At 69.6% G+C, this 20,052-nt stretch carries 18 protein-coding genes; 11 read left to right on the top strand and 7 right to left on the bottom strand.

Features of this window, described 5'->3' with window-relative positions:
• Positions 1-30 precede the first annotated feature (30 nt).
• Positions 31-1,269 (bottom strand): hypothetical protein, encoded by a 1,239-nt coding sequence (locus AB0L91_RS05315; protein WP_357343498.1) that lies wholly within the window; start codon positions 1,267-1,269, stop codon positions 31-33.
• A gap of 279 nt (positions 1,270-1,548) precedes the next feature.
• Positions 1,549-3,300 (bottom strand): DEAD/DEAH box helicase, encoded by a 1,752-nt coding sequence (locus AB0L91_RS05310; protein WP_365007369.1) that lies wholly within the window; start codon positions 3,298-3,300, stop codon positions 1,549-1,551.
• Between the two features lie 457 nt (positions 3,301-3,757).
• Here AB0L91_RS05310 and AB0L91_RS05305 point away from each other — a divergent pair, with 457 nt between their 5' ends.
• On the top strand, positions 3,758-4,810 hold the full coding sequence (locus AB0L91_RS05305; protein WP_365007367.1) for an alpha/beta fold hydrolase: 1,053 nt from the start codon (positions 3,758-3,760) through the stop codon (positions 4,808-4,810).
• Between the two features lie 28 nt (positions 4,811-4,838).
• Positions 4,839-5,528, top strand: coding sequence for a ferritin-like fold-containing protein (locus AB0L91_RS05300; RefSeq protein ID WP_355276063.1), 690 nt, complete (start codon positions 4,839-4,841; stop codon positions 5,526-5,528).
• A gap of 3 nt (positions 5,529-5,531) precedes the next feature.
• Here AB0L91_RS05300 and AB0L91_RS05295 read toward each other — a convergent pair whose 3' ends face one another.
• Positions 5,532-6,389: a helix-turn-helix transcriptional regulator gene (locus AB0L91_RS05295; protein WP_365007365.1), complete on the bottom strand. Its 858-nt coding sequence runs from the start codon at positions 6,387-6,389 to the stop codon at positions 5,532-5,534.
• Between the two features lie 115 nt (positions 6,390-6,504).
• Between AB0L91_RS05295 and AB0L91_RS05290 the strand changes: the two genes are divergently transcribed.
• A complete protein-coding gene (locus AB0L91_RS05290) occupies positions 6,505-7,041 on the top strand; it encodes a YceI family protein (RefSeq protein WP_365007363.1) in 537 nt (178 codons plus the stop codon).
• Between the two features lie 100 nt (positions 7,042-7,141).
• Positions 7,142-7,369: a DUF3107 domain-containing protein gene (locus tag AB0L91_RS05285; RefSeq protein WP_355276057.1), complete on the top strand. Its 228-nt coding sequence runs from the start codon at positions 7,142-7,144 to the stop codon at positions 7,367-7,369.
• Positions 7,370-7,566: 197 nt separating this feature from the next.
• Here AB0L91_RS05285 and AB0L91_RS05280 read toward each other — a convergent pair whose 3' ends face one another.
• Positions 7,567-8,229 carry a TetR/AcrR family transcriptional regulator gene (locus AB0L91_RS05280; protein ID WP_019048689.1) on the bottom strand — a complete coding sequence of 221 codons (663 nt, stop codon included), beginning with the start codon at positions 8,227-8,229 and terminating at the stop codon, positions 7,567-7,569.
• 321 nt (positions 8,230-8,550) lie between these two features.
• On the opposite strand from AB0L91_RS05280, the gene AB0L91_RS05275 reads away from it, so the two are divergent.
• From AB0L91_RS05275 to AB0L91_RS05245, 7 genes are all read left to right on the top strand, one after another.
• On the top strand, positions 8,551-9,510 hold the full coding sequence (locus AB0L91_RS05275; RefSeq protein WP_357344247.1) for a DUF3152 domain-containing protein: 960 nt from the start codon (positions 8,551-8,553) through the stop codon (positions 9,508-9,510).
• Between the two features lie 105 nt (positions 9,511-9,615).
• Positions 9,616-10,797 (top strand): adenylyltransferase/sulfurtransferase MoeZ, encoded by a 1,182-nt coding sequence (gene moeZ / locus AB0L91_RS05270; protein ID WP_355276055.1) that lies wholly within the window; start codon positions 9,616-9,618, stop codon positions 10,795-10,797.
• 112 nt (positions 10,798-10,909) lie between these two features.
• Positions 10,910-11,761, top strand: a complete 852-nt coding sequence (locus AB0L91_RS05265; protein ID WP_355276053.1) for a TIGR02569 family protein — start codon at positions 10,910-10,912, stop codon at positions 11,759-11,761.
• Positions 11,762-11,931: 170 nt separating this feature from the next.
• A complete protein-coding gene (locus AB0L91_RS05260; RefSeq protein ID WP_357343509.1) occupies positions 11,932-13,788 on the top strand; it encodes an SCO2524 family protein in 1,857 nt (618 codons plus the stop codon).
• Positions 13,789-13,792: 4 nt separating this feature from the next.
• Positions 13,793-14,713: an SCO2523 family variant P-loop protein gene (locus AB0L91_RS05255; protein WP_365007360.1), complete on the top strand. Its 921-nt coding sequence runs from the start codon at positions 13,793-13,795 to the stop codon at positions 14,711-14,713.
• Between the two features lie 162 nt (positions 14,714-14,875).
• Positions 14,876-15,883, top strand: coding sequence for an SCO2522 family protein (locus AB0L91_RS05250; RefSeq protein WP_365007358.1), 1,008 nt, complete (start codon positions 14,876-14,878; stop codon positions 15,881-15,883).
• 41 nt (positions 15,884-15,924) lie between these two features.
• Positions 15,925-16,893, top strand: a complete 969-nt coding sequence (locus tag AB0L91_RS05245; protein ID WP_357343511.1) for an SCO2521 family protein — start codon at positions 15,925-15,927, stop codon at positions 16,891-16,893.
• Here AB0L91_RS05245 and AB0L91_RS05240 read toward each other — a convergent pair whose 3' ends face one another.
• The 3 genes from AB0L91_RS05240 to AB0L91_RS05230 all read right to left on the bottom strand — a co-directional run bounded on the left by AB0L91_RS05240 (position 16,894) and on the right by AB0L91_RS05230 (position 19,926).
• Positions 16,894-17,751, bottom strand: a complete 858-nt coding sequence (locus tag AB0L91_RS05240) for a hypothetical protein (protein ID WP_365007356.1) — start codon at positions 17,749-17,751, stop codon at positions 16,894-16,896.
• A complete protein-coding gene (locus AB0L91_RS05235; RefSeq protein ID WP_365007354.1) occupies positions 17,748-18,281 on the bottom strand; it encodes a GNAT family N-acetyltransferase in 534 nt (177 codons plus the stop codon). Before AB0L91_RS05235 ends, AB0L91_RS05240 begins: the two co-directional genes overlap by 4 nt.
• 160 nt (positions 18,282-18,441) lie before the next feature.
• Entirely contained in the window at positions 18,442-19,926 is a 1,485-nt protein-coding gene (locus AB0L91_RS05230; protein ID WP_355276041.1) for a nitrate/nitrite transporter, read from the bottom strand.
• Positions 19,927-20,052: the final 126 nt, after the last annotated feature.

Genomic DNA, 20,052 nt, shown 5'->3' with positions numbered 1-20,052 from the left:
ATCATGGCAGGCGCCGCCACGGCGGAATCGTCAGCCGAGGGCGTAGAGCTGTCCGCCGCGCCGTTCGAAGACCGTCGGGCCGAGGACGGCGGTGGAGATGGTGTCGCCCTGGTAGTCGGTGCGCTGGAGCGGGATGCGGGCGACCGTCTCGCCGTTGGCGGTGTCCACCGCGATCAGTCCGTCGGCGACCGGGACGAGCAGCCTGCCCGCCATCAGCGCGGGCGTGCCGAGCGCGTCGCGGACCGTCCAGACCGGCTGTAAAGTGTTCGCGCTCAAGGCGATCAGACTGTCGCCGGTGAAGACGTAGATCGCCGAACCGAGCCGGGTCACGGTGGTCGTGCGCGGGTTCCACGGCGCGGCCAGCTGGTGCACCGCGATCTCGTTGCCGGTGCCGTCGTGCACGGCGATCCGCGCGGGCAGGCCGAGGCCGGTCGCCGTCGCCGGGGTGGCCGGGTAGTAGACGGCGGTCTTGTTGTCCGACACCGCGATCACCCGGACCTCGGGGGAGTCCGCGCCGGGCGCGGTGAGCACCCGCGAGCCGTACTCCTCCGGGTCGGTCGATTCCTTCGGCGCCGGATTGAGCACGGTCAGCCGGGCGGTCATGTCGGCGGGGCAGCGCTCGAGCACCGACAGGCGCGAGGAACTCGACGCGGCCGAGGTCAGCGCGCAGCCGGTGCGCGGCTGGGTGTTCGGGTTCACCGGGGCGTCGACGTAGCCGAACTCGAGGGTGCGTACCAGGTCCGAGCGCCACATCTCCAGCCGGTCGGGACCGAGGGCGAGCAGGTAGGTGCCGTCGCCGGTGACCCGGATCTCGTCGTCCATGTAGCTGCTGCGCGCGACCTTGCGCGCGCCGGTGTCGGACTCGAGCATGGTGGTCTGGCTGCAACCGCGCTGATCGCGATAGGTGGCGATGACGGTGCCGAACTGGGATTCCACCGCGCACAGCGGCATGTCGCGGCGATACCACCACAGCTGCTCGCCGCTCACCGGGTCCCGGCCGCTGACGGTGCCGGCGTCGCCGGTCACCACGACATTGCCGGAGGTCAGGGCCCGGCTGCTCGCCGTGTCGGCCGCGTGCCATCGTTCGCTGAGGGTGGCGGGTAGTTGCGTCGCCGCGGTCACCGTCGGCGCGGGCGAGGCCGCGGTGACCGAATCGGTCCCGGTGGCGTCGGCTCGCGCCCACACCACGATCGCCGCCAGCACGAGGGTGACGGCGATCGCTGCTGCGGCAAAGATATCGGCGCGCGTCCGCCGCTCGGGTGCGAGCACACAGGCGAGTGTATTCGGCGCGCCATGGCACCCGAGTCCACCACCCCTGGTGGCCTGCTCGCGCCTGCGGCGCCGTCGTCCGCGCGCAGGTGCCTGACCAGGAGCCCGGCGGGCACGTCGACCGCTCCGGTCCCGAAGGGGGAGCGGGGCGCTCGGCGTGGCGTGCGCGCCGGGCATCCGGGTCGGCGGGCTGCCAGGGGGTGAGTCCGGCCGGGGCGACAGGCGAAGACGCGACCGCCCCCGGCCCGTGGGGGCAGGGGGCGGTCGGGGTGTTCCGCGTCAGGCGTCGACGGTCACCGGGCTGTCGGCCGTCGCCGGGCTGTCGGCGGCGGATTCGGCCGGCTTGCGCCGACGACCGCGCCTGGCCGGCTTGGCTTCGGCGGGCGCGTCACCGGAGGTCGCGGACTCGGCGGCAGTGTCGCCGGACGTGGCCGACTCGCCCGTGGCGGCCGGAGCCGCCTCGGCACCCGACTCGGTGGCGGTCGCCTCGCCCGCCTCGGCGGGCTTGCGGCGACGGCGGCGACGGCGGGCGGGCTTGTCGCCCTCGGCGTCGTCGGCCGGGGCCGACTCGTCGGCGGCGGTGTCGGCCGTGGCCGACTCGGTGCCCGCGGCCGGATCGGCCTTGCCACCGCGGGTGCGGCGACGGCTCCTGGTCGACTTGGGCCGCTCGGTGCGCTCCTCGACGACGTCGCCCTCCTCGCGGACCGGCTTCGGCTTGCGGATGACGCCGGTGACGCCCTCCGGGATGCCGAGATCGGTGTAGAGGTGCGGCGAGCGCGAGTAGGTCTCGGCCGGGTCGGGGATGCCGAGGCCCAGCGCCTTGTCGATCGACTCCCAGCGGTGCAGCTCGTCCCAGTCGATCAGGGTGATCGCGACACCGGTGCGGCCGGCGCGGCCGGTGCGGCCGATCCGGTGCACGTAGGTCTTCTCGTCCTCGGGGCACTGGTAGTTGATGACGTGGGTGACGTCGTCGATATCGATGCCGCGCGCGGCGACGTCGGTGGCGACGAGCACGTCGATGGTGCCCTTGCGGAACTTGGCCAGCGCCTTCTCCCTGGCGATCTGGCCCAGGTCGCCGTGCACGGCGCCGACCGCGAAACCGCGCTCGGCCAGGTCGTCGGCCACCTTCTGCGCGGTCCGCTTGGTGCGGGTGAAGATCATCGTGGCGCCGCGGCTCTCGGCCTGCAGCACGCGCGCGACCAGCTCGCTCTTGTCCAGCGCGTGCGCGCGGTAGACGAACTGCGCGGTGCGATCGTGCACCGCCGAGTCGCTGGCCTCCTCGGCCCTGATGTGGGTCGGGCGGGTGAGAAAGGTGCGGGCCAGGGTGATGATCGGGCCGGGCATGGTCGCCGAGAACAGCATGGTCTGGCGGGCGTCGGGGACCATCGACAGGATGCGCTCGATGTCGGGCAGGAAGCCCAGGTCGAGCATCTCGTCGGCCTCGTCCAGGACCAGCACGCCGATCTTGCCGAGGATCAGGTGGTTCTGGTTGGCCAGATCCAGCAGGCGGCCGGGGGTGCCGACGACCACGTCGACGCCGTCGCGCAGCGCGGCGATCTGGGTGTCGTACGGGCGGCCACCGTAGATGGCGGCGACCTTCAGCGGGCCCTGGTGGTTGGTCAGGTACTTGCTCGCGTTCTCCAGGTCCTTGGTGACCTGGATGCACAGCTCGCGCGTCGGCACGATGACCAGGGCGCGCGGGGTGCCGTCGAGCGGGGTGGTGCCGGTGTCGGCGGTGGCGATGCGGTGCAGCAGCGGCACACCGAAACCGAAGGTCTTGCCCATGCCGGTGCGGGCCTGACCGATGAGATCCTCGCCGGCCAGCGCCAGCGGCAGGGTCAGTTCCTGAATCGCGAAGGTGCGTTCGATCCCGATCTCGCCGAGCGCGCGCACGATTTCTTCGCGCACGCCCAATTCGGCGAAACTCGGCGGGATGTGGGTGTTGTCCAGTTCGGCCGTCAGGAGAGTGTCGGTCAAACCGGGTTCCTGTTCGACAGTGATCTTGCTCAGGGTTCGTGCCTTCCTCGTCATTGCATCTCGCACGCACGAGGTGGGGCGGGCCGGTCGGCCCGCGACGACCACATATCCGCCTGTGATATTCACCGGGCCTGCACCGAGCGCTATCGCGTCATCGGCGCGGCACATCGGTGATGCGGATTCGGTGCGCGCACATTTTCCGTGGACATCGCCGCCGTCCGCCCGCGCTGAACGCCGGTGGAGCGCAGCGCCCGCGAGAGCGGGAGAGTCGCGCCCGCAGGGTCTGCCGGGGCGAGGAAACTAGCGTTGTCCACGGAGATTGTAGCGTGATATTCTTCGCAGCCCGAATTTCGGCTCGGCGCACAGTGCCGCGAATACCGGTGCGACGTCACATTCTCGTGGTCCCACCCTGTGTCACAGCACAATTCGACGGCCGCGATTTCGCGCGTGTCTGTCACGTGTAACAGAACTCACTTGGTACCGCCGGTACCGTGTGTGAGACATTCTTGACGTGAGCATCACCGAGACCGTCACCACCGCCGCGCGCAACGCGTGGGCGCTGAGCTTCGGCGGAGGCATCGAAGCGCCGGCCCCGGCCCCCTCGACCGTCCTGTGGGACGAACCGCATCGTCTGCTGCGCCGCTACGAATCCGAATCGCCCTCGGCCACATCGGATTCCGCGGTGCTGCTGGTGCCGCCGCTGGCCGCGCCCGCGACCTGCTTCGACCTGCGCCCGGACCAGAGCCTGGCCCGCCACCTGGTCTCGACCGGCCGGTCCACCTACCTCGTCGACTACGGCGACATCTCCTTCGCCGATCGCCGGATGGGCTTCGAGGACTGGGTCACCGACATCCTGCCCGAGGCGATCCTGCGCACCAGCGCCGATCGCGGCGGTGCTCCCGTCGACCTGGTCGGCTGGTCGATCGGCGGCGTGTTCGCCCTGCTCACCGCCGCCGCGAACCCGGAACTGCCGATCCGCTCGGTGACCGGCGTCGGCTCGCCGCTGGACTACAACAAGATGCTCGGCATGCCGCAGCTGCGCGCGGTCGCGAGCGTCACCGGCGGCCAGGCCACCACCGCGCTGGTGCGCGCCGCGGGCGGCATCCCCGCGCCGCTGGTCAAGATCGGCTACCGGCTCGCCGCCTTCGACCGGGAGCTGGCGCGGCCGATGTTCCTGGCGAACAACATCACCCGCACCGAGACGCTGGCCAAGATGGAATCCATCGACCGGTTCCAGGCCGCCATGCCCGGCTACCCCGGCCGCTTCTACGGGCAGATCTGGGGCCGGTTCATCCTGGCCAACGACATCGGCCGGGGCAGGCTCCAGCTGCGGGACCGGGTCGTCGAACTCGCCGATGTGCGGGTGCCGGTGCTGCTGGTCGGCGGCACGTCCGATGTCATCACGCCCAAGGCCGCCGTCGAGGCGGGCCTGCGCACCCTCACCGGATCGCCGTCGGTCACCTACGAGGTCGCGCCGGGCAGTCATCTCGGCATCCTGGCCGGGCCGGACGCCCGCCACACCACCTGGACCTACCTCGACAAGTTCCTGGCGGAGCGCGACTGATCATCGATCGGGACTAAGGTTGATACCCATGGGAGCACAGACCTCTGCCGCGCCGGATGTTGTCTCGACCGAACCGCTCGCCGCGGATCACCCGGGGGTGACCGAGCTGTACGCGGTCGTCGCCTACGGCGAGATCTCCGCGTTCTACCGGCTGGCCGAAGAGGCCAAGCTGGCGCCGTCGCTGCGCGGCCGGGTGGCCGTCGCGAAGATGGCCGCCGCCGAGCTGGCGCACTTCGAAACCCTGGAGTCGGCGCTGGCCGCGCGGGGCGCCGATCCCGAGGCCTCGATGGCGCAGTACCAGGGCGCGCTGGACTCCTACCACGCCTCCACCGACCCCTCGACCTGGCTCGAGTCGATGGTGAAGTTCTACGTCGGTGACGGTCTGGCCGCCGACTTCTACTCCGAGATCGTCGGCGTGCTCCCCGCCGAGGTCGCCGACGTGGTGCGCGACGTGCTCGCCGAGACCGGCCACTCCCAGTTCGTGGTCGACGAGGTGCGCAGCGCGGTGGCGGCCAGCCGCTCCGAGCGCGACCGCCTCACCCTGTGGGGCCGCAGGCTCCTCGGCGAGGCGATCACCCAGGCGCAGTACGTGATGGCCCAGCGCGACGAGCTGGCCGAGCTGGTGCTGGCCGCGACCGGCGACCTCAACGGCATCGCCACCCTGTTCGACCGGATGCAGGAGCGCCACGCCGCCCGCATGGCCGAACTCGGCTTGTAGGTACTACTCGCCGACCGCGTGGCCCGGCACGAGGCGCAGTTCCGGTGCGCGGGCCGCTGCCTCGCGCGGCAGCCAGATGACGACCTGTTGATCGCGCTCGGCCGCCAGGGTCTGCACCGTGAACGTGAGGGTGCCGCGCACCGGGTGTTCGAAACCGAGCAGGGTGGGCACGTCCTCGGCGAGGCGATGCGGCTGCCAGCGGCGGGCGAATTCCGGCTCGGTGCACAGGTGGGCGATGATCCCGGCCACCCGCTCGTCCTCGGGCCTGCGCAGCCTGGTCCTGGCGAGCTGGTCGGCCAGGTGATCAGCGAGCTGGGCCCAGTCGGTCACCGTGACGCGGGCCTGCGCGTGCCGGAAGGTCCACACGGCCAGGTTCACCTGGTCGGGATCGTCGAGCAGGCCGATCGGGCCGACCAGGTCCGCCCACGCGCTGTTCCAGGCCAGCACATTGGCGCGCGGGCCGAGCACGAACGCTGGCGTCGGCGTCATCGCGTCGACGACTCCGCGCAGCGCGGCGGGCACCTGATCGAGCTCCGGGTCGAACGCGGTGCTCGGGCAGCGGGCTTCGGCGCTGCTGGTCAGGGCCAGCCAGCCGAAGTGCGCGCGCTCGGTGTCGTTGAAGCGCAGCGCCGTGGCCAGCGCGTCGACGACCGCCATCGACGGATTGCTGTCGCGCCCCTGCTCGAGCCGGGCCAGATAGTCGGCGCTGACGCCGGCCAGCACCGCCACCTCCTCGCGCCGCAGGCCGGGGGTGCGCCGTCGGCCGCCGCCGGGCAGGCCGACGTCCTCGGGCCGCAGCTCGGCCCGGCGCGCGACCAGAAGTTCCGCGAACGCCGATCGAGCATGCTGCCGATCTGTCATGTCTTCGCCTGCCATGTCTCGATGGTGCCCGGTCCCCGCTCTCGCAGCCACGCCCTGCGGGGTCCAGGATAAGCGCGGTCTGGTTAGCGGACCATGGTCCGGTCAGGGTGGAGTCATGACTTCCTCGACACAGACCCAGCAGCTCAGGACCGGATCGTGGGCGCTGGACACCCACCACTCCTCGGTCTCGTTCACCGTGCGCCACCTCGGGATCGCCAAGGTGCGCGGCGGCTTCACCAGCTTCGAGACCGAGTTCGTGGTCGACGAAGCGGGCGCGGCCACCATCGGCGCCACCATCGCGCTCGACTCGTTCGACACCGGCAACGCCGACCGTGACGCCCACATCCGCGCCGCCGACTTCCTCGACGTCGCCAACCGCCCGACCCTCACCTTCCGCGCCACCGCGCCGGTGCGCGTCGCCGAGTCCTTCACCGTCGCGGGCGAGGCCACCCTCGGCACCGTCACCCAGCCGGTCACCCTCGATGTCGAGTGGGGCGGCGTCGCGGACTTCCCCGACGGCACCCGGCACGCCGGCTTCTCCGCCACCGGCGCGATCAAGCGCACCGACTTCGGCGTCGGCGTCCCGATGCCGGGCATGCTGTCGGACACCGTGAAGATCGAACTGGAGATCGAACTGATCGAGCCCGCCTGATCCCGTTCGCTCAGAGCGCAGGCGGGCATGGCGCTCGCATCGGCCGCCTGCATTAGCCTGGAGTCGACAACACAGGACTCTTACGTTCGGAGGTTTGGCCGTGGAGGTCAAGATCGGTATTTCGGATAGCCCGCGCGAGCTCGTCATCAACAGCGCGCAGAGCCCTGACGAGATCGAGGCGCTGGTCTCCGAGGCGCTGAGCGGCGCGAGCGGTGTGGTCTCGCTGACCGACGAGAAGGGCCGTAAGTTCCTGATCCAGTCGGCGAAGGTCGCCTACGTGGAGATCGGCTCGCCCGCGACCGGCCGCGTCGGCTTCGCCACGGTCTGAGCTGTCCCGCCTCCCCGCGATTTCGGCCGACGGCTGAGGGACCGGCCGATCTCCTGATCGGGCTTGCGGATGGGAGCCGCTCGAGTTCTGGGCGTGCCCGACGAGGTACCGATGTTCTCGCGAGATCAGTTGCTCAGGTCGTGAAACAGCGAAGGCCTGCCATCGAGTTCGGATGGCAGGCCTTCGCTGTTTCGTTCTCAGCCGATCGGGTGCAGGGGGACGTGCTTGAGGCCGCCCCAGGCCAGGGCCACGGTGGTGTCGACCGCTTCGTCCTTGGGGATCGGGCGGTCGGCCTCGAGCCAGTAGCGAGCGGTGAACTGGCTGGCGCCGACCAGGCCGACGGCCAGGATGCGGGCCCGGTAGGGGTCGAGGCCGGAGTCGTGGGCGACGAGGTCGAAGACGGCGTCCACACACGCCTCGGTGGCCTGCTCGACCCGGCGCTGCACCTGCGGCTCGCTGGTCAGGTCGGATTCGAAGACCAGGCGGAAGCCCTGCATCTCGTTGTCGACGAAGTCGAAGTACGCGGCGACCGCGGCCCGCACGCGCTGCTTGTTGTCGGTGGTGGAGCGCAGCGCCTGGCGCACGCTCGACACCAGGATGTCGACATAGTTCTGCAGCACCGCCAGGTACAGCTCCAGCTTGCTCGCGAAGTGCTGGTAGAGCACCGGCTTGCTGACGCCTGCCACCTGCGAGATCTCGTCCATGCCCGCGGCGTGGTAGCCACGCTGGACGAACACTTCGCTGGCCGCGAGCAGCAGTTGCTGGCGTCGCTCGTCACGGGGCAGCCGGGTGCCGCGCTTGGCCGGGACCGTTTCCGGCACCGATCGGCGCGAGGTCATGCGGTCCACGAGGTCTGTCATCTCGGCTCTCTTTGTCGTTTACCCCGGCCCAGGGGTGCGGTCCGGTATCCCACGAACGATACCCGCACGGTGTTCCCATCAAGTTTCGCCCTGGAAATGTAGTACCAGTCCGCGGGGTTCGCCGGGCCGTAACCGCGTGATCTCCTGCGGCCGCCGCGAAGCCGGGGTTGCGCACTGTGAGAATCTGGTGGGGTGACCGACCGACCGGAACGACCATCCGGCGGCGGGCGCGATGTCGCTCGCCCCACGCAACCCACCGAGTCCGGTTCTGTGACGTCGGCGCCAGAAGGGCGAGAACTCCAGGTCTACGACCCGCTCGGGCTGTATCAGCCCGCCGACAAGTCGCGGCAGCCACTGCGCGCCCGCTGGAACCCCACCGACGCCGACAGCGGCCGTCCGCGCAGCCCGCAGCGGGAGGCGAAGAAGCAGAGCGCGATCGGCCGGTTCGTGCGCCGCTACGGCTGGCGGGCCTACGCGCTGCCGGTGTTGCTGGCCGTCACCGTGCTCGTCGTCGTCGACGCCGTGCGCGCGGGCCCGATGCCCGCCGCGGTCGAACCCGGGTTCGGCGCGCTGAGCCCGAAGGTCGCCCAGTCCGGCATCATCGGCGCCCCGCCCGGTGACGGGAAGTTCCCCGCAGATCTGCCGCTGGGCGCGCTGCCCGAGGGCGGCGAGTACGTCGATCGCGCGGCGGGCACCTGGCATGTGGTGCCCGGCACCAGCCCCCAGGTCGGCACCGGCACCGAGCGGGTGTTCCGCTACACCGTCGAGGTCGAGGACGGGATCGACACCGGCCCGTTCGGTGGTGACGCCGCGGTGGCCAAGATGGTGGAGACCACCCTGGCCAACCCGAAGAGCTGGACCCACGACCCGCGCTTCGGTTTCCAGCGCGTCGACACCGGTGAACCCGACTTCCGGCTCTCGCTCACCTCCCGCGAGAGCACCCGCGCCGCGTGCGGATTCGAGATCCCGATCGACTCCTCCTGCTACAACGCCGATATCGACCGCGTGGTGCTCTCGGAGGTGCGCTGGGTGCGCGGCGCGCTGGCCTTCGACGGCGACATCGGCTCCTACCGGCAGTACCAGATCAACCACGAGGTCGGCCACGCCATCGGCTACCACGGCCACCAGCCCTGCGAGACCGACGGCGGCCTCGCGCCGATCATGATGCAGCAGACCTTCGGCACCAAGAACAACGACATCGCCCTGCTCGACCCGCACGGCGTGGTGCCCGCCGACGGCAAGACCTGCCGCTTCAACCCCTGGCCGTACCCGAGGGGGTGAGGCCCCCGGCGATGCGCGACCATAGACGGGAAGAACCCCGCGGCCGGCGATGTTGTCACCATTGCCAACCCGCACGGTTTTCGCCATAGATACAGGAGCTCTGACGTGTCATTCAACGGGTCCCTGCCGCCGCTCGTCGAGCCGGCCGCGGAACTGACCAAGGACGAGGTCGCTCGCTACAGCAGGCACCTGATCATCCCCGATCTGGGCGTCGACGGTCAGAAGCGCCTGAAGAACGCCAAGGTGCTCGTGATCGGCGCGGGTGGTCTCGGTTCGCCCGCGCTGCTGTACCTGGCCGCGGCCGGGGTCGGCACGCTCGGCATCGTCGAATTCGACGAGGTCGACATGTCGAACCTGCAGCGCCAGATCATCCACGGCGAGTCCGATATCGGCCGGTCGAAGGCCGACAGCGCCCGCGATTCGATCCGCGAGATCAACTCCGGGATCGATGTGCGGCTGCACAAGATCCGGCTGGAGCCGGACAACGCGGTCGAGCTGTTCCGTGAGTACGACCTGATCGTCGACGGCACCGACAATTTCGCGACCCGCTACCTGGTCAACGACGCCGCCGTCCTCGCGGGCAAGCCCTATGTGTGGGGCTCGATCTACCGCTTCGAGGGCCAGGTCTCGGTGTTCTGGGAGGACGCCCCCGACGGCCGCGGCATCAACTACCGCGACCTGTACCCGGAGGCCCCGCCGCCGGGCATGGTCCCCTCCTGCGCCGAGGGCGGCGTGCTCGGCGTGCTGTGCGCGTCGATCGGTTCGGTGATGGTGACCGAGGCGATCAAGCTGATCACCGGCATCGGTGAGACGCTGCTCGGCCGCCTGATGGTCTACGACGCACTGGACATGAACTACCGCACCATCAAGCTGCGCCGCGATCCGGAGCGTCAGCCGATCACCGAGCTGATCGACTACGAGGCGTTCTGCGGTGTGGTCTCGGAAGAGGGTGTGGCCGCCGCGGCCGGGTCGACGATCACCGCCGCCGAGCTGAAGGATCTGCTCGACGCGGACAAGGTCGAGCTGATCGACGTCCGCGAGCCGGTCGAGTGGGACATCGTCCACATCGACGGCGCGACGCTGATTCCCAAGGACCGCATCCTGTCCGGTGAGGCGCTGGCCGAACTGCCGCAGAACAAGCCGATCGTGTTGCACTGCAAGACCGGTATCCGCTCGGCCGAGGCGCTGGCGGCGCTCAAGCGCGCCGGTTTCGCCGACGCCACGCACCTGCAGGGCGGCGTCGTGGCCTGGGCCAAGCAGGTCGATCCCTCGCTGCCGGTCTACTGATCCGGTAACTGCGCTGTTGCCGACCTCGTCGAAGATTGCGGCGAGGTCGCAAAGTGGAGTGTGCCAGCGTGCCTTCGGGCTCGGGCGGTAGCCGCGGGGTTACGGTACGGCCGTGACCTCAGTCGAACCTCCCGAGCATGTGCGGGCCACATTCGGGCTTCGCGAAGTGACACCGGTCTCCCTCGGTGACTGGGACGGTGGCTGGCGGCTGGGTGACGTGGTGCTGAGTCCGGTGGCCGATCACGCGCGGGCCGCGTGGTCGGCGAAGGTGCGCGAGACGCTGGCGGTCGACGGTCTGCGGGTGGCGCGCCCGGTGCGCGCCACCGACGGCAGGTACGTGGTGTCCGGCTGGCGCGCCGACACCTTCGTCGACGGCGCGCCGGAACCGCGGCACGACGAGGTGGTGTCGGTGTCGCTGCGATTACACAAGGCGACAGCGCCCTTGGAACGTCCGCGTTTCCTGGTGCAGCCGCCGGTCGCGCCGTGGGTCGACGTCGACGTGTTCGTGGCCGCCGATCGGGCCGCCTGGGAATCGGTGCCGCTGCGCAGCTTGCGCGCGGGCGGCGTCCCGATCGCGGCGACCCCCGACGGGCAGCGCAGCCTGGAACTGATCGGTCAGCTGGCCACCCTGCGCAAGCCGGTGCGCGGACCCGATCAGCTCGTGCACGGCGATCTCTTCGGCACCGTCCTGTTCGCCGGCGCGCACACGCCCGGCCTGACCGACATCACCCCGTACTGGCGTCCGGCCGCCTGGGCCGCCGGGGTGGTGGTCGTCGACGCGCTGGCCTGGGGCGGTGGCGACGACGGCTTGCTCGACCGCTGGGCCAGCCTGCCGGAATGGCCGCAGATGTTGTTGCGCGCCTTGATCTTCCGGCTGGCCGTGCACGCCTTGCACCCGCGGTCCACCCCGGAGGCGTTTCCCGGCCTGGCCCGCACGGCGGACATGGTCCGTTTGGCGTTGTAAGGGCGAATTGCGCCGATAGTGACCGATGGGTCTGATGTGGTTTCAAATCCGTTGAGACCCAACGTTTCCTGGGATATCCCGTGCTATCTTCATCGAGCATCGCCGCCATGTGTCCTGCGCCGGACCGGGGGACCCGTGCGGCCCGTCACGAGCGGTGAGGATTGCTGCGGGTGAGAATCCAGCCCAGACAACAGATTCTGGATATTTGGAGCGCCATGCTCTCGGCCTGCTACCGGGACGAGAAATGGCATTGGGACGGAGTCCTCGGCGCCAATTCGATCAGTGATTCCGAACAGCTGCTGTGCCTGCTGTATCCGGCCACCGAGATCGAGAGCTTCGCGCTGGACCGCCCCGAGGCGATGTCCGACGACGTCAGAGTCGTCCTCGAGGCGTTCGGCGGCCAGGCCAGGATCGGCATCACGGTGCTCGGCCTGGTGGAGGAGTACCTGGCCCGCAACACCGATCCCGACGGCCTGCCCCGCTTCGACGCGGGCAGCTACCTGCGCGCCACCGGCGACACCGAGCCGACCCCCGCCCAGCACGCGCTGGAGGTGGTGGACGGCTACTCCATGTCGGTGACGCTGTGCATCGCCGCGCTCGGCTTCGCCCGGGTCTTCGACCGCTGGGCGCGCACCGAGCGGCGCAAGGACATCAGCGCCAGGATCGCCGAGCTCAGTACCGGATTGAGCACCCGGCTGACCGCCGCGATGACGGGCCTGGTGCGCAGTTTCGTGGTCAACACGGCCTCGCCGCGCTCACCCTCGGGTAAGGCGATGCTCGGGATGCTCAACCAGTCGGGGCAGCCGGAGAAGGTGGTCGTCGACGCCGTGGCCCGCAGCCTCGATCGCGTGCGCGCCCGGCTGCGCAACGACGTCACGCTGGGCCGGGCGCCGGAATCCGAACTCGACGACGAGGATCTGCTCTTCGAGTGCGGCTGGAGCTGGGGCGTGGTGCAGGGCGCCGACCCGGTCGACTTCGTCCCCGACGCCATCGGTTCCAGCATCGGCTACGCCGACCCGAGGCCCTACCTCTACTTCACCATCACCGCCCTCGACGGCATCAACGACGTGCTCTCCCAGCGCACCAGAGAGCTCGACCTGCTCGACGACACCCAGTACCGCCTGGCCGAGGCGCTGCGCATCCGCTGGGACATCACCCAGCGCTACTGGGCGACGGTCGCCCGCTTCGGCAGCGGCACCTGGCCGCTGGAGGACATCCCGTGGCGGACCTCCGACGGCGAGGAGTCGGACTACTTCTCCCTCATCGTGTCCGCGGTGCTGATCCAGGAGCTGGTGGCCCGCACCGCCTCCGACGACGACCTCACCCGCGCGATCGGCATCTTCGACGAGCTGGCCCGCCGCGGCCGGATCATCCGCAGACCCACCCAGGACGACCCGTCCCTGGCCCTGCACCACCCCGGCGTGCGGATGACACTGCGCGGCAGCGAACTCGTCGACGGCGGCGGCTCCCGGCTGGAGTGGATCGCCTCGGACTTCGCGCCGGTGCTGCTCAAGCGCAGCCTGCAGGCGGCCCGCCTGTCCGGCAACATCACCGCCCGCGACCGGCTGATGGAACTGGCCAAGAAGGTGATGGACCACCTGGACCTGCGGATGATCACCGACGGTGACGCCGCGGGCCTGTGGGACGATCCCGGCGCGGCCTTCGGTGCCGCCGCCAGGGCGGGTCAGACCCTCCCGTCCTGGTACATGACCGAGCGCGTGATCGAATGCCTGGTCACCGCCGACCGCACCTACCGCGAGGCGCCGCTGCGCTCCCCGGCGATGGTGGTGCGCGCCGTCGAACTGCTCAACGAGGCCGAGCACCTGCTCAATCAGGAGATGCTCAATGTCAGCGTCGAGGACACCTCGGCCAACCGCATCGCGCTCGACGGCGTCGAGCAGCAGCTGGCCAGGGCCCGCGACGTGGTGAATCTGCAACCGGGAACGGCGTTCACGCTCGCCTCGGCGGCCCTGATCGAACTCGACCGGCTCGCCTACGCTCGTCTCGACGCGATGAGGAGCACGTGACCCCATGATCGTTTTCGCCACCTCGGACAAGGGCGGCACCGGACGGTCGGTGACCAGTTGCAACCTGGCCTACCGGCTTGGCTTGCGCGGGATCAGCACGGCCTATCTCGACTTCGACTTCGGCTCACCGACCGCGGGTGCGCTGTTCGAGATCAGCGCGGTCGAGCGGGGCACCGCCTCCGGCAGCGGCCTGCACTCGTATCTGCGCGGCCACAACAGCCTGCCGCAGCGCATCGACGTGCGGGCCAACACCAATCGGGATGCCCTGCGCAGCCAGCGATCCCGGGGCGGCAAGCTGGTCCTGCTGCCCGGCGACGAGGGCGGCGGCGAGGCCATGTCGGCCAACGACACGCATGTGGTGCGCCGCTGCCGCGAACTGCTGCTCGATCTGGACAGCACCTACAAGGTGGTGATCGTCGACCTGAGCGCGGGCCGGTCGGTGGCCATGCAGATCGCGCTGGAAGCGACCCGCCCCCAGGACATGCCGGACAAGGAGGTGTGCTGGCTGGTCTACCACCGCTGGACCCGGCAGCACCTGATGGCCGCGCAGGGGCTGGTGCACGGGCCCAAGGGCCTGCTGAAGACCGGGGTCGAACTCGGCTACGCCCCCGACGACCTGCTGGCCCGGATCCGCTTCGTCCGCACCGCCGTTCCGCGCGTCACCGACGAGCACGCGGCCAGCGGCGGCCCCCAGGCGGCCTGGCTGCTCAAGCAGAACGACGCGTTGCGTTCGCTGGCGGCCGAGTACCGGCTCGGCGCGGGCGCGCTGCTGGGGGAGACGCCGGTCGAGCCCGTGTTGCAGTGGCGGGAGCAGATCGTGCTCGACGCGGATGTGAACGCGGGCATCGCCAATCGCGCCACCGTCGACGCCTTCGAGGAACTGGCGCGGCGGCTGTGGGATCGCGCGACCTGGGTGCGGGTGTAACCGCGGGAAAACGCCCGCTCGGGCACAATGCGCGCAATCGCGACATAACTTGCGAAAGGGACTGGGGGAGGGGAAAATTCGATGGGCGTGTCCGATCGATGGGCGCGCCGTCGTGATGGCTAGAATCGCCACGATTCTATCCGGACGGGTTGACGAGGGGCTGTGGTTGTGGGTGGCGCCGTCTACGCCGAGTCGACGGCGTCAGTGCGTGTCGAGGATGTACCGCTGTCGCATGTGTCCATCGAGGTCGGGCACTTCTACATGTCGGACCTGCTCAACGGCGAAGCGACGATCGCGGCCCAGTTCCGGAGGGTGGCACCGCTGCTCGAGGCCTTCACCGAGATCGCCAGGCAGGACTTCGCCGAGGCCGCCGGTGGCGCCTCGCGGGTGCGGGTGAGTACCTGCTTCCTGCTCGACGACTACTTCCAGACCGACGCCGATCCGCGCCGGATCGTGCCGAAACTGCTGCGCATCGCCGAGGAATGCGGCGTCCGGATCGACTACCTGGCCAGCGAGGCCGGGTGCAGCCGGTATCTGCGCCGTCAGCACGACGAGCCGCGGATTCCGCTGGCGCAGATGGTCGCCGACGCGATCGTGGCCGAACCGGCGCCGGGCAGCACCGGGCGCCGGCCACCGACCGCGGAGTCGGGCTGGCTGTGCAACGGCGAGCGGTCCAGCGATCACGAGCCGGGGCACGCCATGGAGGTCAACTACCGGCCGCCGGTGGAGTTCGCCGCGCGCAACCACAACATCTTCCTCGACGTCGAGATGTGGCGCGATCGTGGCGCGGGCCAGGACGTGCTCTGGTCGTGCCCGTTCCTCGCCTCGGTCTGGCAGCTGCTGCGCCTGGGCATGCTCCGCTACGAGGGCAAGGCCATCGTCGATGCCGAGTACTGGCCGCCGGGGCACGAATGGCCTGCGCGCTGGGCGGATTTCCCGAGCGTGATCCGGTTGCAGGAGCGGGCGGCGCCGTTCGCCGCGTTCCGCTCGCTGTCGCTGCTGCCGCAGCGGTACGTCGGCATCGAGCACGCGGTGCGGATGATCCTCGACCACGTCCAGCCCGACCCCGCCGTCGTCGGGCTGCTCACCCGCCGCGCGAGCGAACAGGGGATCGCGATGACCGACGACGTCACCGACCGGCTCTCCCACTTCTTCCTCAGCAGCCTGTAGATCCGATGCCGTCACCAGCGCATACGGGCTACGCTGCAGCAATGCATCTCAGCGGTGGACCGCTGGCGCTCCTTGGCGAGGTGCGCACCGGGCTGCTCCCGGAGTCGGCGGCTCTGAGCCGTGGGTCGGCGGCGGAATTGCTGACTCTCGTGCGGGGCCGACGCGTGCAGTCGCGGGAACGTCCGGTCAGCTGGGCGCAGTCGCCGGTGATCTCCGAGGGCGTCGACTGCCGGCTCGCCACCCCGGCGCGGGGCCGGGTGCGGGCGGTCGGGACGGTCGCGGCCCACGCCGTTGTCCTGGGCGGGCGGATCCTGCAGAGCTCGGCGACGGCCACCGTGACCGCCGGGGAGGGCACACATCGGCGCAGCTGGGGTCACTACCTGGGCCGGATCGGCATCGTCGAGATCCTCACCCGGATACCGCCGGACATCAGCACCCAGCTGGTCGACGGCTTCCTCGGGGCAGGGGACGCGACGACGGCCACGCTGGACCCCGGCGCGATCGCGGCCCGGCTGCACATGCGGGTCCGCACCGATCCGATGCTGAACCAGAAGCCGCCGATCCAGACCAGCGCGTCGCGGCTGCGGTGGGCCGCGCGGGTGGAGCGCGGGCAGGCGCCGAGCATGTCGTTCGTCCTGCTCGACGACGAGACCCGGCTGGCCTCGGTGGTGGTCGGCGACGAGGCGGAACTGGCGATGGTGCAGGCCTTCTGCGAGGACCTGGCCATGCACGACTGGCTGCTGACGGTGCTCACCGAGGTCATCGACGAGGCCGAGATGGCCGAGCTCTCGCGCAGTTCGCCCGCCCAGGTGCTCACCCCGCTGCTGGAGCACCTGGTGCACCTGTGGTTGCCCGGCGCCTTCACCCCGGCGCCGTTGCGCGGCCTGTGGACGGGTCTGGAGGCCGAACCCGGCTTCACCGTGCAGTGGAATTCCCGGATCGGGCAGCTGCGCGACCGGGTCGCGGTGGCGACGCTGGGCGCGCTCACCCGCAGCCAGTCGCGCTGGTGATCACAGCCGGAACAGCTGCCGCACCAGCAGCGCGAAGAACACCGAGGTCGACACGATGCCCGCGTACGACTCCACGATCAGGGTGGCCTGCGCGAACGAACCCAGCTTCGGCAGATCGTCGGTGCCCACCGGATTCAGGAAGTTCAGCAGTCCCACCCGCACGGCGGTGTTGACGCCGATCCCGGTGCTCGACAGGTAGAAGACCCCGACGAACAGCGCGATCTCCACCGCGATCCAGGCCAGCAGCAGGAACGGCCGATAGCCGTAGCCGCACAGCAGGTCCGAGGTCATTCCGGGCAGCCGCCGCCAGCGTGGGCTGCGCGCCCTGGTCTTTGCGCGCGCCATGTTCAGCCCGCACCGGTCCTGCCCGCGCGGGTTCTCGGTGGTGGTGTGCAGGCGGTAGGCCTGCCGGTAGGCGAGCGCGGCGTGCGCGGGCAGCTTGTGCGCCGAGAGCTGTTCGCCGAGTTCCTCGTACACCTCGGCGAGCAGGATCGACTGGGTGCGGCTCAGCCGCAGCGGGCCGCGGAATTCGACCTCGGCGGCGAACAGCGCGGTGAGCACGGTCTCGCAGGACAGTTCGCGTCCGGCGTTGTCGAGCACGTCGGGATCGGCGTCGCGATAGAGGTGGGCGAAGACCAGGCTGTCGCCGACGCGGCGGGTCGAGGGCGGAACGTAGTCGGCGAGGAACTGCTCGACCCGGTGATTGAGTTCGTCGAGCAGGGCGTATTCGTCGGCCGGTCCTGGCGCGTGCAGGAAATCGGCGACCACGTCGGCGAAAGCGCCCGCGTGTCTGCGGATCAGGGTGGTCTTGGAGGCGACGAAGTCGCCGAGCCGATCGTGTTCGGCGTAGTCGGTCATCCCTCGTCGACCGGCCCACGGTCCTTGTACCACCGGCGATCGGTGGGATCGGCGCTCGGCCAATCGGGAACGATGCGGTGCACCAGCAGATCTCGTGGTTCCCCCGCGCCGAAGTACTGGTCCTCGTAACCCGCCCAGACGAAACCGGAATTCTTGTACAGCGTCGCCGCGGGCACATTCGACGGGCGCACCGTGATGAAGACGGCGTCGACCTGCGATGAACGGCATTGCGCGACAGCGAGATCCAGGAGTGAGCGGCCGAGACCCCGGCCCTGATAGCCCGCCGAGACGGCCAGGCCGATCAGCCAGGCGGTGCTGCGGCCGACCGCCACCATCGCGTACCCGCAAATCGAACCTGCCAGATCGGCGACCAGCCAATGCGATCCGTGGATATCGAACAATTGCCTGATGGCGAAATACGGATAGGCCAGTGGCATGAATTCGTGCGATTCGAGCTCGGCGATGGCGGCCAGATCGTCGACGGTGGCGGATCGGAATCGTAGCTCTGCCTGCTCGTTCGAGATGTTCAATACCGCTCACCTCTGCCGCCCCGGTGCAAGTCTGAACTCCAGGGTAAGCGCAGATCGGTGATCGCGGCCACAACCACGGCCGAAAAGTGTTGTCACACAGCCGAAAGCCACGTTCGGTGAGGGGGAGCCGAACGTGGCTTTCGGGGTTTCGCTGGGTGGATCAGACGCTGGCGTAGGCCAGCGAGGGCGCCCGGTCGGTGGCGAAGTTGGTGCGCAGGTAGCACCACCAGGTGACCGCCGCCATCACCAGGAACACCGCGGCGTAGGCCCAGAAGGCGGGGGCCATGGTCTTGAGGTGGACGTTGGACAGGCGCAGCGCCTGCTGGACGACGAAGCCACCCGCGGCGCCGACCGCGCCGATGACACCGATGGCGGCGCCGGCCTGACGCTTGGCCGAAATGGCGGCTTCGGCGATGTCGATGCCGTGCTCGGAGGCGTACTTCTTGGCGGTCGCGTTGAAGATCGACGGGATCATCCGGTAGGTGGAACCGTTGCCGATGCCGGCCAGGACGAACAGCGCCAGGAAGGACGCCAGGTAGAGCGGGAAGCTCTTCAGGTCCACCGCGAGGACGATGAACGCGGCCGCGATCGACATGCCGCCGAAGACGTAGACGGTGATCTTGGCGCCGCCGCCGATCTTGTCGGAGACCCAGCCGCCGAACGGACGGCTGAACGAACCGACCAGCGCGCCGAGGAAGGCGAGGTTACCGAGGGTGGTGATCCAGCCGATCTTGGCCAGATCGGGGAAGGTGGCCTTGATCAGCGTCGGGAAGGCGAAGGAGAAGCCGATGAACGAACCGAAGGTGCCGATGTAGAGGAAGGCCATGATCCAGGTGTGCCGGTTGGTCAGGGCCAGCTTGTAGGACTTGCCGTCGGACTTCGCCTCGGCGATGGAGTCCATGAAGTACAGCGCGCCGATGGTGGCGACCGCGATGAACGGCAGCCAGAACAGCACCGCCAGGGTGATGCCGAAGCGGAAACCGCCCGCGTCCTTGGCCATGATGTGGGTGCCGAAGGTGATCAGCAGCGGCACGATCAGCTGGGTCTGCGCGACGCCGAGGTTGCCGCCCGCGGCGTTGAGGCCCAGCGCGGCGCCCTTCTTGCCCTCGGGGAAGAAGAACGAGATGTTGGCCATCGACGACGAGAAGTTACCGCCACCGACACCGGCCAGCGAAGCCAGCACGAGGAAGACCCACATCGGGGTGCCGGGCTGGTTGACGAAGTAGAGGATGCCCAGGGTCGGGATGAACAGCATCGCCGCGCTGAACGCGGTGAAGGCGCGACCACCGAACTTCGGGACGGCGAAGGTGTACGGGATGCGCAGCGCGGCGCCGACCAGGGTCGGGATGGAGGTCAGCAGCAGGGCGTTGCTGACCGCGGTCGGGTTGCCCTTGCCCAGTCCGGCCAGGAACTCGAAGCCGGCCGAGCCCATGGCGGTGACGATGGAGCCCCAGATCACCCAGATGCTGAAGCCCAGGTTCTCCGCGAAGACCGAGAACCAGAGGTTCTTGCGGGCGGTCTGCTTGCCGCCGGCTTCCCAGAACTCCGGATTGTCCGGGTTCCACTGGGTCAGCCAGCGGCCCTTCTTCTGATATTCGAAGGACGGGGATTCCGTCTCCTGGCCGGTGGCGGCGATTGCGGTCATCGGCTTCCTCTCGATCGGGCTCGATAGAAGCGCATCGACTTTCGTGGCGTTCGATGCGCTTCTTGCGGGGTCGAGATAAAGGTAGAAGTCGGTTGTTGCGTGACAATGGCCTCAGGTGACGTTCCA

Origin of the sequence: Nocardia sp. NPDC051833, from assembly GCF_040681225.1 — a bacterium.
GTDB lineage: Bacteria > Actinomycetota > Actinomycetes > Mycobacteriales > Mycobacteriaceae > Nocardia.
The sequence above is the reverse complement of the archived record's forward strand: the minus strand, read 5'-3'. Positions and strand labels throughout refer to the sequence as shown.

What these genes read in the sequence shown, in the direction of transcription:
- AB0L91_RS05240 (WP_365007356.1), bottom strand. Translation starts at nt 17,751, where the DNA reads ATGACCGACTACGCCGAACACGATCGGCTCGGCGACTTCGTCGCCTCC.
- AB0L91_RS05255 (WP_365007360.1), top strand. Translation starts at nt 13,793, where the DNA reads ATGATCGTTTTCGCCACCTCGGACAAGGGCGGCACCGGACGGTCGGTG.
- AB0L91_RS05245 (WP_357343511.1), top strand. Translation starts at nt 15,925, where the DNA reads ATGCATCTCAGCGGTGGACCGCTGGCGCTCCTTGGCGAGGTGCGCACC.
- AB0L91_RS05295 (WP_365007365.1), bottom strand. Translation starts at nt 6,389, where the DNA reads ATGACAGATCGGCAGCATGCTCGATCGGCGTTCGCGGAACTTCTGGTC.
- AB0L91_RS05280 (WP_019048689.1), bottom strand. Translation starts at nt 8,229, where the DNA reads ATGACAGACCTCGTGGACCGCATGACCTCGCGCCGATCGGTGCCGGAA.
- AB0L91_RS05290 (WP_365007363.1), top strand. Translation starts at nt 6,505, where the DNA reads ATGACTTCCTCGACACAGACCCAGCAGCTCAGGACCGGATCGTGGGCG.
- AB0L91_RS05300 (WP_355276063.1), top strand. Translation starts at nt 4,839, where the DNA reads ATGGGAGCACAGACCTCTGCCGCGCCGGATGTTGTCTCGACCGAACCG.
- AB0L91_RS05310 (WP_365007369.1), bottom strand. Translation starts at nt 3,300, where the DNA reads ATGACGAGGAAGGCACGAACCCTGAGCAAGATCACTGTCGAACAGGAA.
- AB0L91_RS05230 (WP_355276041.1), bottom strand. Translation starts at nt 19,926, where the DNA reads ATGACCGCAATCGCCGCCACCGGCCAGGAGACGGAATCCCCGTCCTTC.